The sequence below is a fragment of the Notoacmeibacter ruber genome, from assembly GCF_003668555.1.
GTDB lineage: Bacteria > Pseudomonadota > Alphaproteobacteria > Rhizobiales > Rhizobiaceae > Notoacmeibacter > Notoacmeibacter ruber.
The window spans coordinates 2,953,637-2,967,618 of record NZ_RCWN01000001.1; the positions used below are offsets into that span (position 1 = coordinate 2,953,637).

Genomic DNA, 13,982 nt, shown 5'->3' on the forward strand with positions numbered 1-13,982 from the left:
AGCGGGTTTACGAAGATCAGTAGCGGTAATGCTCGGGCTTGTAGGGCCCGGACTGCGTGACGCCGATATAATCGGCCTGCTCTTCGGACAATTCGCTGAGCTGCGCGCCGAGCTTGCCGAGGTGAAGGCGCGCGACGTGCTCGTCGAGACGCTTCGGCAGGACATAGACTTCGTTCTTGTACTGCTCGCCCTTCGTCCAGAGCTCGATCTGTGCCAGCACCTGATTGGTGAAGGAGGCGCTCATCACGAAGGATGGGTGGCCGGTGGCATTGCCGAGATTGAGCAGGCGGCCCTCCGACAGCAGGATCATGCGGTTGCCGCTAGGCAGTTCGATCATGTCGACCTGCGGCTTGATATTGGTCCATTTCATGTTGCGGAGAGACGCAACCTGAATCTCATTGTCGAAATGGCCGATATTGCCGACGATCGCCATGTCCTTCATGGCCCGCATATGCTCGATGCGGATCACGTCCTTATTGCCTGTCGTCGTGATGAATATGTCCGCTGAGGATACGACATCGTCGAGTTGCACGACCTCGAAACCGTCCATTGCCGCCTGAAGCGCGCAGATCGGATCGATCTCGGTCACCTTGACGCGGGCGCCGGCGCCGCGAAGAGAAGCGGCGGACCCCTTACCCACATCGCCATAGCCGCAAACGACAGCGACCTTGCCGGCCATCATGACGTCGGTGGCGCGGCGGATACCGTCGACAAGCGATTCCTTGCAGCCATACTTGTTGTCGAACTTGCTCTTGGTGACGCTGTCATTGACGTTGATCGCAGGGAAGGGCAGCAGGCCCTTCTTCTGCAACTGGTAGAGACGGTTGACGCCGGTCGTGGTCTCTTCCGTGACGCCTTGGATGGCATCGCGCTGACGGGCAAAGAAGCCCGGTGTCTGCTCCATGCGCTTCTTGATCTGGGCGAAGAGCACTTCCTCTTCTTCCGAGCCCGGATTGGAGAGGACGTCTTCGCCGGCTTCGGCGCGAGCCCCGAGCAGGATGTACATGGTGGCATCGCCACCATCGTCGAGGATCATGTTGGACGGCTCGCCGTCCGGCCAGTTGAAGATCGAGTCGGTGTAGGACCAGTATTCCTCGAGTGTCTCGCCCTTTACCGCGAAGACCGGTGTGCCGGTGGCGGCAATCGCGGCCGCGGCATGGTCCTGGGTCGAGAAGATGTTGCAGGAGGCCCAGCGCACATCCGCGCCCAGCGCGATAAGCGTCTCGATCAGAACAGCCGTCTGGATCGTCATGTGCAGCGAGCCGGTAATGCGCGCTCCGGAAAGCGGCTTGTCCGTGCCGAATTCTTCGCGGCAGGCCATGAGTCCCGGCATTTCGGTCTCGGCAATATCAATTTCCTTGCGGCCGTAATCGGCCAGTCCGATATCGGCAATCACATAATCTTCGGCCATCATCAGCTCCCAGAAGCGGTCAGAACAGGCGGCGAAAGCACGCCATCATATGGCCGAGGCCTTACCAGAGGAGGCTTCGGGCCGCAACGCCATATAAGGAAAACTTTATACCCTTGCGCTTAGGCCTCTTCGCCGAACCGCCCGGCCACGAGTGCCTCGAGCGCTTCCATCGCTTCGGCCGCCTGTGGGCCGGTGGCCGAAACCGTGATGACCGCGCCGTCGGCGGCGGCCAGCATCATCAGATCAAGGATCGAACCGCCGTCGACGACCAGCCCGTCGCGTTCCACCGAAATCTCGGCATCATAGGCGGCGACGGTCTGTACGAACTTGGCGGAAGCGCGGGCATGAAGTCCGCGCTTGTTGCAGATGGGGAGATCGCGGACGATGCTTTGGTCCAGGCTTGCCACGGAGGACTTCATTTCGCGAGAATCTGACTGGCCACGTTGATATATTTCTTTCCGGCGTTTTGCGCATCATCCAGCGCCGTCTTCATGGCTGCATTGCCGCGCACGGACGATAGCTTGATGAGCATGGGCAGGTTCATCCCGGCAATCACCTCGATACGGCCTTCATCCATGACCGAAATGGCGAGGTTGGACGGCGTGCCGCCAAACATGTCCGTGACGATGACGACGCCGCTGCCGCTATCGGTCTGGCTGACGGCATCGATGATCTCACGGCGTCGCTGCTCCATATCGTCTTCCGGGCCGATGCAGACGGTGGCGCATTGATCCTGAGGTCCGACCACATGCTCGACGGCCTGCCGAAACTCCTCGGCGAGACGACCGTGTGTCACGAGTACGAGACCGATCATTCTTGCTGTTCCCTGCCCGTTCGGCGATGCAGCATCCACTCAATCCTGACGTGTGCCCTATCACCTTATATCATGCCGCGCCCGGCGATGAACGCAAGCGCGAAATGACGATGTTAAAGGCGCAATGCTGAAGAAGTGGTCAATCGACTGAACGAGAGGCACTCAGGAGCGTGCAGGAAGTTCGATGATGAAGCGTGCACCGGCGATGCCGTTCGGAGCGTTTTCATCGTCGATGTTCTCAGCCGACAACTGGCCCCCATGGGCTTCGATGATCTGGCGGGAAATTGACAGGCCCAGCCCCGAATTCTGGCCGAAAGCCTCGCCTTCGGGCCTATCGGTATAGAAGCGCTCGAAAATTCGCTCGATGTCCTCGACGCCGATCCCCGGGCCATTGTCCTCCACCCAGGCGATGATGCGGTCGCCCCGCCTGAAGAGTTTGATGGCGATCTTGCCGCCCTCGTTCGGGACGAAGGAACGTGCATTGCCGATCAGGTTGGAAAAGACCTGACTGAGGCGCAGATCATGACCCATCACCATGAAGGCCCGGGCACCGCGATTGTTGGCGTCCGTCTGGAGCGTCAGTTCCGCATTGCTGTGAACCTTGGCGGTCTGACGGTCGACCTCGATCAGATCGGTCAGCATCTTTCGAAGATCCATCGGTTCGGCATCGGCGCGGGCAAGTTCGGCGTCCAGCCGTGACGCATCTGAAATATCGGTGATGAGCCTGTCGAGCCGCCGCACATCGTGCTGGATCACCTCCAGAAGACGTTCGCGGGAGGCTTCGTTCTTGGCCAGAGGCAGTGTTTCCACGGCGCTTCGCAGGCTGGTCAGGGGGTTTTTCAGTTCATGAGCGACATCCGCCGCAAAGCGCTCGATTGCCTCGATCCGGTTATAGAGCGATTCCGTCATCGATCGCAGCGAGCCGGACAAATTGCCGATTTCGTCGCCGCGATCGGAAAAGTCCGGGATCTCCTGGCGCTCCTTCACACCGCGCCGAACGCGAACTGCGGCCGCCGAAAGACGGCGGAGCGGTTTGGCGATGGTCGATGCCAGGAGGAAGGACAGGAAAATCGTGACAGAGGCCGCCACGCCGAACACGGCGAAAATGGCGTTGCGTTCCGACCGGATGATATCGTCGATATCGCCTCCGATCGTCGAAAGCTGCAAGGCACCCAGGACGGCACGGAAGCGCTGAATGGGTACGGCCACCGAAATGATCATTTCGCCCTCCGCATTGCGGCGCACGACGCTGCGCGGCTCGCCGGTCAGGGAGGCGGTCACTTCGGAATAATTGGTGCCGGCAACCCCCGGCTCGTCGTGATCGAGTGAGATATAGTCGCGCCCGAAAAGGCTGAGAAAACGGGATTCCATCCGGTCGAAAACCGTCGGAGCGGCAGGCTCCAGTTTCGGAAGATCGTAACGAAGGATCTGGCCGCGCGAGTAGAATTGCTGGGAATCCAGCAGGATGTTTCCGTCGCGGTCGTAGACCCGCGCGCGCGTTCGCGTTGGCGAGATGAGGCGGCGCAGGACGGGCGCCACCCGTTCGGGGTTGATCGGAAAGACAAGGCTGTCGAGACCATCGGAGGACGGACCGATCGACTGTCCCGCCTGAAGTTCCAGAAGCTTTTCCGGATCGATCTGCAAGGAATCCGTTTCGACCGTGGCGGAAGCCGCGATCGCGCCCGCGATAATCCGCGCCTGCGTCGAGAGACTCTCGACCTTCGCTTCAATCAGCCCCTCGCGGTACTGATTGAGATAGAGAATGCCGCTTACGAGAACGCCAAGCCCGACCAGATTCAGGAACAGGATGCGCCTCGTAATGGAGGAAAGGACGAGATAGCGTGTCGAACGCCGCAAAAAGCGCAGTCCGCCAAAGGGGACGGAGCGCCAATCCCGCGGCCTGCGCGGCGGCGAGGCGACGGCATCCTGCGTCCGGGAAGGCGGCTGGGACGCGTTTCCCGTGTCAACGGCGGAGGCGGAGGTCAGGCCCCGCTTAGACCTCTCTGAAGCGATAGCCGACACCATACAGCGTCTCGATCATGTCGAACTCGTCATCGGTGGCCTTGAATTTCTTTCGCAGCCGCTTGATGTGGCTGTCGATCGTTCGGTCGTCGACATAGACCTGTTCATCATAGGCCGCATCCATAAGCGCGTCGCGGCTCTTCACGACGCCGGGGCGCTGGGCGAGGGCATGGAGAATCAGGAACTCGGTCACGGTCAGCGTCACCGGTTCGTTCTTCCAGGTGCAGGTGTGCCGCTCCTGATCCATGACGAGCTGGCCGCGTTCCATGGAGGACGCCCCGCCATCGGTTCCCGGCTTGCCGGCAGCCGCCGCTTCCCGGGCAACAGCGCGCCGCAGAACCGCTTTGACGCGTTCCACCAGAAGGCGCTGGCTGAAGGGCTTTTTGATAAAGTCGTCGGCGCCCATCTTCAGGCCGAACAATTCGTCGATCTCATCATCCTTGGACGTCAGGAAGATGACCGGCAGGTCGGATTTCTGCCGAAGCCTTCGCAACAATTCCATGCCATCCATACGGGGCATCTTGATGTCGAATATCGCCAGATTGGGCGGGCGGTCCTGCAATCCGTCGAGCGCCGATGCGCCGTCCGTATAGGTTTCCACCTTGTAGCCTTCCGATTCCAGGGCGATGGAAACGGAGGTCAGGATATTCCGGTCGTCATCGACGAGTGCGATGGTCGTCATTTCGAACCTTTCCAAGTGTATTTCGTATCCTGGCCCTTCGGACCAGCGCCATGCCGGACGAATGTGGTACAAAATGTGGCAATGAACAGGGGCGGAACACGCTGCCGGGCTTTAAATTGCCCGTATTCAATGCTCTCCTCCGCCATTGGTCACTCATGCCAACGCCCGGAGCCGTTGTGGCGCGCGGGCTGGAAGACCTGACACCATCCGTTAATCGATTGAAGTATTTTCCTGTGCCGCTAATCGATTAAATATTTGAAATGGCCGATAGAGTTTGTCAGTAGCGAGCGCTATCGCCCCGTGTCGAGCTCGCGGAGGTCAGGAAACATGCCGCCAGCGGCCAGAAAACGGATCTGTGCAATGACGACGACAGGAACATTCAACAAGCCGATCGAAAACTTGGGCTTGGGGGGTGCCGGTTCCGTCGCCTACAATCTTTCGGAAGCCGAGCTTTATGAAGAGGCCATCCGACGCGGTGAAGCAAAGCTGACAAGCGGCGGCGCATTGGTCGCGGAGACTGGGCAGCATACGGGCCGTTCCGCCAAGGACAAATTCATTGTCCGCACCGACGCCAATGAAGACAAGATCTGGTGGGATGGCAATAAGGCCATGACGCCGGAATCCTTCGAGACGCTTTTCGAAGACTTCAAGGCGCATCTCGCCGGCAAAGATCTGTTCGTGCAGGACCTCGTCGGCGGTGCGGATCCCCGACACCAACTGCCGGTGCGGGTTGTGACCGAATATGCGTGGCACAACCTCTTCATCCGTAACCTGCTGATCCGCCCGGAAAAAGCCGATCTGGCGTCCTTCGAGACGGATATGCTCATTATCGATCTGCCGAGCTTCCGCGCCGATCCCGAGCGTCATGGCTGCCGTAGCGAAACGGTCATCGCCTGCGATCTCGATCGGAAGATCGTCCTGATCGGCGGCACGTCCTATGCCGGCGAGATGAAGAAGAGCGTCTTCACCGCACTGAACTACCTGCTGCCGGAAGCCGACGTCATGCCCATGCACTGCTCGGCCAATGTCGGCTCCGAGGGTGACACGGCGGTCTTCTTCGGCCTGTCGGGAACGGGCAAGACTACGCTCTCCGCCGATCCGTCCCGTACCCTGATCGGTGATGACGAGCACGGCTGGAGCGATGAGGGCGTCTTCAATTTCGAAGGCGGCTGCTACGCCAAGACCATACGCCTGTCGGCCGAGGCCGAGCCGGAAATCTATGCGACCACGCAGCGTTTCGGCACGGTGCTGGAAAACGTGATCCTGGATGACAGTCGCGATCCGGATTTCGACGACGGCACGCTGACGGAAAACACGCGTTGCGCCTACCCGCTGCACTTCATTCCGAATGCCAGCGAGACGGGCCAGGCCGGCAACCCCAAAAACATCATCATGCTGACAGCCGATGCGTTCGGCGTCATGCCGCCCATCGCGCGGCTGACGCCCGAGCAGGCCATGTATACCTTCCTGTCCGGCTACACGGCCAAGGTCGCGGGCACGGAAAAAGGCGTGACTGAACCGGAAGCGACCTTTTCCACCTGCTTCGGTGCACCCTTCATGCCGCGCCATCCGACCGAATACGGCAATCTGCTGAGAAGCAAGATCGCCGATCACGGCGTGACCTGCTGGCTCGTCAATACGGGCTGGACCGGCGGTGCCTACGGCGTCGGCAACCGTATGCCGATCAAGGCGACCCGCGCGCTTCTCGCCGCCGCCCTCGATGGCTCGTTGAACGAATCCGAGTTCCGCATCGATCCCTTCTTCGGCTTTGAAGTGCCGGTCTCGGTCGCCGGTGTGGACGACAGCCTTCTCGATCCTCGCGCCACCTGGCCGGATCAGGATGCATACGATGCGCAGGCCGCAAAGCTCGTCGATATGTTCCGCGAAAACTTCCGCAAGTTCGAGTCGCATGTCGATGCGGCCGTAAACAATGCCGCTCCGACGGTCCGGATGGCTGCGGAATAAGAATCAAGCACGTTCGGCCGGAGGTCAGGCCGCGTTCTACTGGGAGGAGAAGGCTCGGCGCCACTGGTGCCGGGCCTTTTCATTGATCGACAGCGCGGCAGATAGGGAAAATGAGCCGTCCACCAAACATCCGCACCATCGATGAGCCTCTGAGGGGCCAGAGGGGAAATGTCGTTTTCCCGCACGAACTCGGCGAGAAATTCGTCGCCTCGTCCGGTCCCGGCGGGCAGAACGTCAACAAGAATGCCACGGCCGTTCAGCTGCGTTTCGACGTCCCTCACGCCGTCAAGCTGGATGAGCGGACGAAGCGGCGTCTGATCGAGATGGCCGGAACGCGGGCGAGCAAAGATGGCGAGATCATCATCGAAGCGCAGGAAGGCCGCCGGCAGGAGGCCAACCGCATCGCGGCGCGCCAGCGCCTGGCAGATCTATTGTGGCAGGCCTCCGCCCCACCGCCGAAGAAACGCCGAAAGACGCGGCCGACGAAAGGCTCGATAGAGCGACGACTCAAAACCAAATCCCAGCGGGGCGAGATCAAAAGGCTTCGTCAGACGCCCGACAAATAGATGGGTGCCAAATGCGCTTTGACCGCGCTATAGAAATATAGGTCTAATGCAATACATAGAAGGAGTGCAGCTTTTGTCCGGCGGCCTGCCGCAATGAGCTTATCTTCTTTCTTCCGAGTGGGTTTCTGTAGGGATGTCGATGCCGACGACACGTGAGCGCATATTGAACGCTGCTCTCGCGCTCTTCAAAGCGCGCGGCTATCACGCTGCTGGCGTGGCTGACATTCTTGCGCTGGCAAAAGCGCCGAAAGGATCTCTCTATCATCACTTTCCGGGTGGGAAGCCCGATCTCGCCTCAGCGGCCGTGCGCTCGCTGACCGGGCGGATCGTGGCGCTCTTCGAGGAGGACGTGGTGGGTGATCTGTCTCCGGAAGAACATCTTTCTCTCCTCTGCGAGCGCTGTTGCCAATGGCTTGTGGAGACCGAGTTCTACGAAGGGGTTATCCTCTCCACGCTCGCGATGGGTCTTGGCGAGCCCGAATCCGAGGTCATGGAAACCTTGCTGCATTCGAACAGGGAGATCGTGGACCGTTATGCGGCTTATCTGGAGTCACGCGGAATCGAGTCGCCCTATCAGCTTGCATTGACGGTATTGATGACGCTGGAGGGCGCCGTCATCTATGCTCGCATCCGAAGGGATGTCGCCCCCTTTCGCGCCTGCAAGGCAACTCTTGCGCCCCTGTTCGAGATGGCACGGCGCGAAGGTGGGGAAGAGCGGCATCTCGTCTTGAATCGGATTGGCTAGCAGAACCTATGGCAATCACCCTTCCCGATGGAATTCGCTTCATCCCGGGCGTTCTCGACCGCCCCGCCCAAGAGGCATTGGTCGAAGAGGTGCGGGCCGTCGTGTCGAAAGCCCCCCTGTTCGTGCCGCGTATGCCGCGAACGGGCAAGGCGATGAGCGTTCGCATGACCAATTGCGGATCGCTCGGCTGGGTCACGGATAAGGAGCGCGGCTATCGCTACCAGCCGACTCATCCCGAAACGGGTGAGCCATGGCCGCCTATCCCGGCCAGCCTGCTTGAACTCTGGACCCAATATGCCGACTGGCCCCATCCGCCGGAAGCGTGTCTGGTAAACTTCTACGAGGACACGGCCAAAATGGGCCTGCATCAGGATAAGGACGAGGAGGAGATGAACGCGCCGGTGCTTTCCGTCTCTCTTGGTGACACGGCCCTCTTTCGCGTCGGTCCTCCGGCTGGCGGCCGCACGACGTCCTTCCGTCTGGAGAGCGGTGATGTGGTTGTTCTGGGCGGGGAGGGGCGTATGGCCCGCCATGGCGTCGACCGTCTTCTGCCTGGCACCTCCACCCGTTTGAAGGGTGGCGGCCGTCTCAATCTCACCCTCCGGCGGGTAACGAGGTCCCGCTAGCGTCTCTCTATCAGATCAGGAGACCGGCAGCGGATCGCGCCTGTCTGAAGCCGGTTCGGTCCGAGGCGCCATAGGCTGAGTGACGGCCGCGGGCTCGTCCGTGATCGGCTCCGGAGCCGTCATCTTCGGCAGTTTGACGGGGACGCCTCCCAGAGCCTTGCTGCCGATCGTTTCAGCCGCCTTCCTGGCGAGTTCGGCCTCCACACGGCTCTTGTTCTGGAGCGCGGAGACAGCCAGTCCGGCTACGCCATTCAGCACATAGCTCGACGTATCGGCCGTGGTGAAGCGCTGCTGCCACTCCGTCTCGCCGGTGGCCTCGTCGGAAATGGTCGCGGTGCTTTGCATCCGGTTCCCGTCACCGGCGATCAGCGACACGACCGGATTCTTGAAATGAACTTCGGTGATCTCGACGGCCAGCCGTTTCGATGCGCCCTTTTCGGGCTGGCCTGCAACGGCTTGCCGAAGCCCGTCCTCCGTCATCCGGGCGACGGCGGGCGAACCGCCCTGCGCTGGTTTCGAAACGTCGACAGAGGAGAAATAATAGTCGCCCGCTGGTTTGTAGGCGCTCTGGCTCTGGCACCCTGCCAGTCCCATGAGCGCGATCATGGCGGCTGCAAATGTTCTGAGGGGGGCCATCATGTCTCTCCGCGATGTTTCGCCGGAAACAGTCTTTGACCGAATTCCTATAATTGCGCACGCGATTCTCTCTGGAACCTCTCGCAAAAGCCGAGTGTCCGCATCGGGCGCGGTAAAACTGTCACACCGGCTCATCGTTGCAGAGGCATGGAGTAACTCTATCTGGAAGGCCGAACAAACCGAACGGGAGCCTGACATGGCCGATCTATCCGCATTCCCCATCACCCGGAAATGGCCGGCAAGCGATTCCGATATTATCCAGCTCTACTCCTATCCAACGCCGAACGGCGTGAAGGTCTCCGCGATGCTGGAAGAGACGGGAATGGCGTATGAGCCGCATCTCGTTCGTCTGAATGGCGAGCAGAAGACGGAAGAGTTTCTCTCCCTGAACCCGAACAACAAGATACCGGCGATCATCGACCCGAATGGACCGGACGGAAAGCCGCTGCCGCTTTTCGAAAGTGGTGCGATCCTGATCTATCTGGCCGACAAATCGGGCGCGTTTCTCGGCACCAGCGAGAGCGAGCGCTATCATATCCTGCAATGGCTCATGTTCCAGATGGGCGGTCTTGGGCCGATGCTGGGCCAGTTTGGCCAGTACCGCGACGCCGAGAAGACCGATCTTGGAGAAAAGGATCCACGCACGCGCTACCGTAACGAAAGCCGCCGTCTGATCGGCGTTTTGGACGACGCGCTTGAGGGAAAGGCTTACCTCGTCGGAGACACGTACTCGATTGCCGATATGGCGGCCTGGCCCTGGGTGCGAGGCGTGAAGGAATTCTACAAGGCCGGCGACGAACTGGGTCTGACGGAATCGGAAAACGTGACGCGCTGGCTCAACCGCTGCCTTGACCGACCGGCCAGCCAGAAGGCGCTGAAAATTCCCGATCCTGAGGCTTGAGACTCAATCCGGCAGGGTGCCGTTCTCTTTGAGGACGGCACCGGCCAGATAGAGCGAGCCGCAGATCAGAATGCGCGGCGCTGTGTCATGCGGTTCCTGATTGGCTGAGAGGAGCTTCAGCGCATTGGCAACCGAATGGATCGGCTCGGCCGGCAATCCGGCCTCGATGGCCCTGGCCGCGAGCGCGTCGTTGGGCACGGAAGCGTCGCTATCGGGGACCGGCACAGTGAACACCCGTTTCACCAGCCCGGTGAACTGACGAAAGTAATTGGTCTGATCCTTGGTGTCGATCATCCCGGCAATGAGAAAGACCGGCCGGTCGTCGATCTCGTTGCGGGCCGCCAGTTCCTCGGCCACCGCCTGCCCTGCTGCAGGGTTGTGTCCGCCATCGAGCCAGATTTCGCTGTTGTCGGGCGCCAGTTCGACGAGGTCGCCTCGCGAAAGGCGCTGCATTCTCGCTGGCCACTGCACGCTCTGCATGGCCCGGTCGACGGCGCCGTGGCCGATATCGAAACCCGCGCTCCGAACCGCGGCGATGGCCGCGGCGGCGTTGGCCAATTGATGGCGGCCGAGAAGGCGTGGCATGGAGAGGTCGAAGAGAACGTCGCCATCCTGATAGACGAAGCGCCCCTGATCGGGAAAGGCAACGAAATCCTGCCCGTAGACGCTGACAGGACACTCCAGCCGCTCCGCCGTCTCCACCAGAACGTCGCGTGCGGCGTCCTGCATTTGGAAACCGATCACCACCGGACAGCCGGGCTTGATGATGCCGGCCTTCTCGGCGGCGACAAGTTCGACACGGTCGCCGAGCCAGGCTGTATGATCGAGAGCCACCGGCATGATCAGGCTGGTCGCCGGACGCGGTATGATATTGGTGGCGTCGAAGCGGCCACCGAGTCCCACCTCGATAATGGCGACATCCGCCGGATGTTCGGGAAAAAGGACGAACATCGTTGCCGTCAGGAGCTCGAAGACGGTGATATGCTCGCCGCCATTGGCTTCTGCCACGCGTTCGAGCGCGTCTGCCAGCGTGTCGTCGTCGACGAGCTTGCCGCCGCCGCGTGCGCCGAGACGAAAGCGCTCGTGCCAGCGTACGAGATGGGGCGAAATATGAACGTGGCAGGAAAGGCCGGCTTCTTCCAGCAATGCGCGGCAGAACGCCGCCGCGCTTCCCTTGCCATTCGTGCCGGCAATATGGATCACCGGTGGCAGTCGCAGATGCGGATTGCCGAGCCGTTCCATCAGCCTCAGGATACGATCGAGCGACAGGTCGAACCCCTTCGGATGCAGACCCATGAGGCGTTCGATGGCGTTTTCGGCTTTGTTCCCGGTCAGGTTTGGTCCTGTTTCGACGTCCATGACGGTCAGGCCGCTGCCGGCTGATCCGCCGTGGCCGGTAGGCGCTTCGGTCCGCCATCTTCAGGCATGTCCGCGTCATCGGGCTGGGCCGTTTCGCTGCTTGGCGGCAGTTTCAGGAGGATGCGGAGAATGCGTGCGATTGTCGGACGCAGATCGTGACGCGCGACGACCATGTCCACCATGCCGTGATCCTGAAGATATTCGGCAGTCTGGAAGTTTTCCGGTAGCTTCTCGCGGATCGTCTGCTCGATGACACGCTTGCCGGCAAAGCCGATCACGGCTCCGGGCTCCGCAATATGGATATCGCCCAGCATGGCATAGGAGGCCGAGACGCCGCCCGTGGTCGGGTTGGTGAGAACCACGATATAGGGAAGACCCTTCTCGCGGAGCATGTCGAGCGCAGCGGTGGTGCGCGGCAATTGCATCAGCGAGAGGATACCTTCCTGCATGCGTGCGCCGCCGGAGGCCGCGAACATGATGAAGGGCCGTTCGAATTCGATCGCCTTCATGATGCCGGTGATGATGGCTTCACCCGCCGCCATGCCGAGCGAGCCGCCCATGAAGGTGAAATCGTGACAGGCGACGACGACCGGCACCTGCTCCACCGAGCCGAGTGCCACGACCACGGAATCGTCAAGGCCGGTCTTGTTGCGATATTCCTTGAGCCGGTCCGTATAACGCTTCACATCGCGGAACTTGAGCGGATCCTGCGGCACGGACGGCAGCTTCAGGCGCTCATACCAGTTCTCGTCGAAAAAACTCTTCAGTCGTGCATCGACCGGAATCTTCATGTGATAGCCGGATGAGGGAATGACCCAGAGATTGTCTTCCAACTCCTTGTGAAAGACCATTTCGCCCGTTTCCGGGCATTTGATCCAGAGGTTTTCCGGAATGTCGCGCTTGCCGAACATCGAGTTGATGCGTGGGCGCACGTAATTGGTAATCCAGTTCATTGTTCTGCCTCCGGCTGTTCCGGCTCCCGGCAATTGGTCCAGCGATCTCTTACAATGTCACACGTAGGAGCCGCCAATGCCAATGACAAACATCAGTTCTATTGGATGGTCAGGCGTCTGCCCGGCTGCGGGCCTGTGCGCAACCGCGTGCAAGAGCCGAGACAAGCGTGGAAACCGACGTTGCAGCTTCCTGCGGCGAGCCTGCCTCGGCCATGGCCGAGACGATTGCCGAGCCTACGACGACGCCGTCCGCCGCCGCGCCGATGGCCCTAGCCTGCTCTTCGGACTTGACGCCAAAGCCGACACAGACCGGAAGATCGGTATGGCCCTTGATCCGCTTGACCGCATCGCCGACCCCTGAAACATCGGCAGAAAGGTTGGCGCCGGTAATTCCGGTCATCGAGACATAATAGACGAAGCCGGACGTGTTGGTGAGCACCTTCGGCAGGCGCTTGTCATCGGTCGTCGGCGTTGCGAGCCGGATGAAGTTGATCCCGGCCGCCCGGGCGGGAATGCACAGCTCTTCATCCATTTCCGGTGGCAAGTCGACAACAATCAGCCCATCGATCCCGGCCGCCTTCGCGTCGGCCAGAAAGCGATCGACCCCGTAGACATAGATCGGATTGTAGTAGCCCATCAGAACGACTGGTGTGTCGTCGTCGTTCTTCCGAAAGGTACGCGCGATATCCAACGTCTTCGGCAAGGTCTGCCCGCCGGCGAGAGCCCGCTTGCCGGCCATATCGATTGTCGGTCCATCCGCCATCGGGTCGGAAAAGGGCAGGCCGAGCTCGATGACATCCGCGCCGCTATCGGCGAGCGCCTGCATGACGGCGTTCGAGGTTTCCATGTTGGGGTCGCCAGCCATGAAATAGGTCACGAGGGCGGGGCGGCCTTCATCGCGCAGCTTTGCAAAGCGGCGATCGATACGTGTCTCGCTCATTCTTGCGCTTTCGTCTCTTCTTCCACCCAGCGGGCGTAGTCTTCGGTGGGGATCACATGCTCGTGCCGCGTAATGGCGGGCAGATCATAGTCGTGATTATCGTTGAGGAAGGCGGTCAGCGCGTCGACGCGCGCCTTGCTGGTCTTGAAGATGACAAGCGCTTCCTTCTCGTGGGCAATCTGCCCCTCCCACCAGTAAAGCGCCGTAACCTGGTCGATAATATTGGCGCAGGCCGCAAGGCGCTCATTCAACGCGTCCTGGGCCAGTTTCAGCGCGGTATCGCGCGAATGGGTCGTGACATGGATTTCGATCATGGGGCCCTTCCCGATCTCTGGAGGGGCGAAGCGCTCGCTCTGGTTTCG

15 protein-coding genes are annotated in these 13,982 nt (G+C 60.7%); 5 read left to right on the forward strand and 10 right to left on the reverse strand.

What is annotated here, in order from left to right; genetic code table 11:
• Window positions 1–16: 16 nt before the first annotated feature.
• The 5 genes from ahcY to D8780_RS14210 all read right to left on the reverse strand — a co-directional run bounded on the left by ahcY (window position 17) and on the right by D8780_RS14210 (window position 4,929).
• Window positions 17–1,414, reverse strand: coding sequence for an adenosylhomocysteinase (ahcY, locus tag D8780_RS14190; RefSeq protein WP_425373636.1), 1,398 nt, complete (start codon window positions 1,412–1,414; stop codon window positions 17–19).
• Window positions 1,415–1,530: 116 nt separating this feature from the next.
• The gene (locus D8780_RS14195) at window positions 1,531–1,830 is read right to left on the reverse strand and encodes an HPr family phosphocarrier protein (protein WP_121646189.1); all 300 of its coding nucleotides are present in this window, start codon (window positions 1,828–1,830) and stop codon (window positions 1,531–1,533) included.
• Complete coding sequence (locus D8780_RS14200) at window positions 1,827–2,225, reverse strand: PTS sugar transporter subunit IIA (protein WP_121646190.1); 399 nt, start codon at window positions 2,223–2,225, stop codon at window positions 1,827–1,829. Before D8780_RS14200 ends, D8780_RS14195 begins: the two co-directional genes overlap by 4 nt.
• Window positions 2,226–2,387: 162 nt before the next feature.
• Window positions 2,388–4,250: a sensor histidine kinase gene (locus D8780_RS14205; RefSeq protein ID WP_121646191.1), complete on the reverse strand. Its 1,863-nt coding sequence runs from the start codon at window positions 4,248–4,250 to the stop codon at window positions 2,388–2,390.
• Entirely contained in the window at window positions 4,219–4,929 is a 711-nt protein-coding gene (locus D8780_RS14210; protein WP_121646192.1) for a response regulator transcription factor, read from the reverse strand. Before D8780_RS14210 ends, D8780_RS14205 begins: the two co-directional genes overlap by 32 nt.
• A 360-nt stretch (window positions 4,930–5,289) precedes the next feature.
• Between D8780_RS14210 and D8780_RS14215 the strand changes: the two genes are divergently transcribed.
• From D8780_RS14215 to D8780_RS14230, 4 genes are all read left to right on the forward strand, one after another.
• The gene (locus D8780_RS14215; protein ID WP_121646193.1) at window positions 5,290–6,894 is read left to right on the forward strand and encodes a phosphoenolpyruvate carboxykinase; all 1,605 of its coding nucleotides are present in this window, start codon (window positions 5,290–5,292) and stop codon (window positions 6,892–6,894) included.
• 110 nt (window positions 6,895–7,004) lie between these two features.
• A complete protein-coding gene (arfB, locus tag D8780_RS14220) occupies window positions 7,005–7,460 on the forward strand; it encodes an alternative ribosome rescue aminoacyl-tRNA hydrolase ArfB (protein WP_121646194.1) in 456 nt (151 codons plus the stop codon).
• A 139-nt stretch (window positions 7,461–7,599) separates the two neighbouring features.
• Window positions 7,600–8,205, forward strand: a complete 606-nt coding sequence (locus D8780_RS14225) for a TetR/AcrR family transcriptional regulator (RefSeq protein ID WP_158598519.1) — start codon at window positions 7,600–7,602, stop codon at window positions 8,203–8,205.
• Window positions 8,206–8,213: 8 nt separating this feature from the next.
• A complete protein-coding gene (locus D8780_RS14230) occupies window positions 8,214–8,831 on the forward strand; it encodes an alpha-ketoglutarate-dependent dioxygenase AlkB family protein (RefSeq protein WP_121646196.1) in 618 nt (205 codons plus the stop codon).
• Between the two features lie 15 nt (window positions 8,832–8,846).
• Here D8780_RS14230 and D8780_RS14235 read toward each other — a convergent pair whose 3' ends face one another.
• Window positions 8,847–9,470, reverse strand: coding sequence for a hypothetical protein (locus tag D8780_RS14235; RefSeq protein ID WP_147440329.1), 624 nt, complete (start codon window positions 9,468–9,470; stop codon window positions 8,847–8,849).
• Between the two features lie 193 nt (window positions 9,471–9,663).
• Between D8780_RS14235 and D8780_RS14240 the strand changes: the two genes are divergently transcribed.
• Window positions 9,664–10,368 carry a glutathione S-transferase family protein gene (locus D8780_RS14240; RefSeq protein WP_121646198.1) on the forward strand — a complete coding sequence of 235 codons (705 nt, stop codon included), beginning with the start codon at window positions 9,664–9,666 and terminating at the stop codon, window positions 10,366–10,368.
• A gap of 3 nt (window positions 10,369–10,371) precedes the next feature.
• On the opposite strand, the gene D8780_RS14245 is transcribed toward D8780_RS14240, so the two are convergent.
• The 4 genes from D8780_RS14245 to cutA all read right to left on the reverse strand — a co-directional run bounded on the left by D8780_RS14245 (window position 10,372) and on the right by cutA (window position 13,934).
• Window positions 10,372–11,703: a bifunctional folylpolyglutamate synthase/dihydrofolate synthase gene (locus D8780_RS14245; RefSeq protein WP_121646594.1), complete on the reverse strand. Its 1,332-nt coding sequence runs from the start codon at window positions 11,701–11,703 to the stop codon at window positions 10,372–10,374.
• A gap of 29 nt (window positions 11,704–11,732) precedes the next feature.
• Entirely contained in the window at window positions 11,733–12,680 is a 948-nt protein-coding gene (gene accD, locus D8780_RS14250; protein ID WP_121646199.1) for an acetyl-CoA carboxylase, carboxyltransferase subunit beta, read from the reverse strand.
• Between the two features lie 109 nt (window positions 12,681–12,789).
• A complete protein-coding gene (gene trpA, locus D8780_RS14255; protein WP_121646200.1) occupies window positions 12,790–13,620 on the reverse strand; it encodes a tryptophan synthase subunit alpha in 831 nt (276 codons plus the stop codon).
• The gene (gene cutA / locus D8780_RS14260) at window positions 13,617–13,934 is read right to left on the reverse strand and encodes a divalent-cation tolerance protein CutA (RefSeq protein ID WP_121646201.1); all 318 of its coding nucleotides are present in this window, start codon (window positions 13,932–13,934) and stop codon (window positions 13,617–13,619) included. The genes trpA and cutA overlap by 4 nt, the downstream gene beginning before the upstream one ends.
• Window positions 13,935–13,982: the final 48 nt, after the last annotated feature.

Coding starts and splice junctions, on each gene's coding strand:
- cutA (WP_121646201.1), bottom strand. CDS start 13,934: ATGATCGAAATCCATGTCACGACCCATTCGCGCGATACCGCGCTGAAA.
- D8780_RS14215 (WP_121646193.1), top strand. CDS start 5,290: ATGACGACGACAGGAACATTCAACAAGCCGATCGAAAACTTGGGCTTG.
- D8780_RS14195 (WP_121646189.1), bottom strand. CDS start 1,830: ATGAAGTCCTCCGTGGCAAGCCTGGACCAAAGCATCGTCCGCGATCTC.
- D8780_RS14200 (WP_121646190.1), bottom strand. CDS start 2,225: ATGATCGGTCTCGTACTCGTGACACACGGTCGTCTCGCCGAGGAGTTT.
- D8780_RS14210 (WP_121646192.1), bottom strand. CDS start 4,929: ATGACGACCATCGCACTCGTCGATGACGACCGGAATATCCTGACCTCC.
- D8780_RS14230 (WP_121646196.1), top strand. CDS start 8,214: ATGGCAATCACCCTTCCCGATGGAATTCGCTTCATCCCGGGCGTTCTC.
- D8780_RS14205 (WP_121646191.1), bottom strand. CDS start 4,250: ATGGTGTCGGCTATCGCTTCAGAGAGGTCTAAGCGGGGCCTGACCTCC.
- ahcY (WP_425373636.1), bottom strand. CDS start 1,414: ATGATGGCCGAAGATTATGTGATTGCCGATATCGGACTGGCCGATTAC.
- D8780_RS14240 (WP_121646198.1), top strand. CDS start 9,664: ATGGCCGATCTATCCGCATTCCCCATCACCCGGAAATGGCCGGCAAGC.
- D8780_RS14225 (WP_158598519.1), top strand. CDS start 7,600: ATGCCGACGACACGTGAGCGCATATTGAACGCTGCTCTCGCGCTCTTC.
- arfB (WP_121646194.1), top strand. CDS start 7,005: ATGAGCCGTCCACCAAACATCCGCACCATCGATGAGCCTCTGAGGGGC.
- D8780_RS14235 (WP_147440329.1), bottom strand. CDS start 9,470: ATGATGGCCCCCCTCAGAACATTTGCAGCCGCCATGATCGCGCTCATG.
- accD (WP_121646199.1), bottom strand. CDS start 12,680: ATGAACTGGATTACCAATTACGTGCGCCCACGCATCAACTCGATGTTC.
- trpA (WP_121646200.1), bottom strand. CDS start 13,620: ATGAGCGAGACACGTATCGATCGCCGCTTTGCAAAGCTGCGCGATGAA.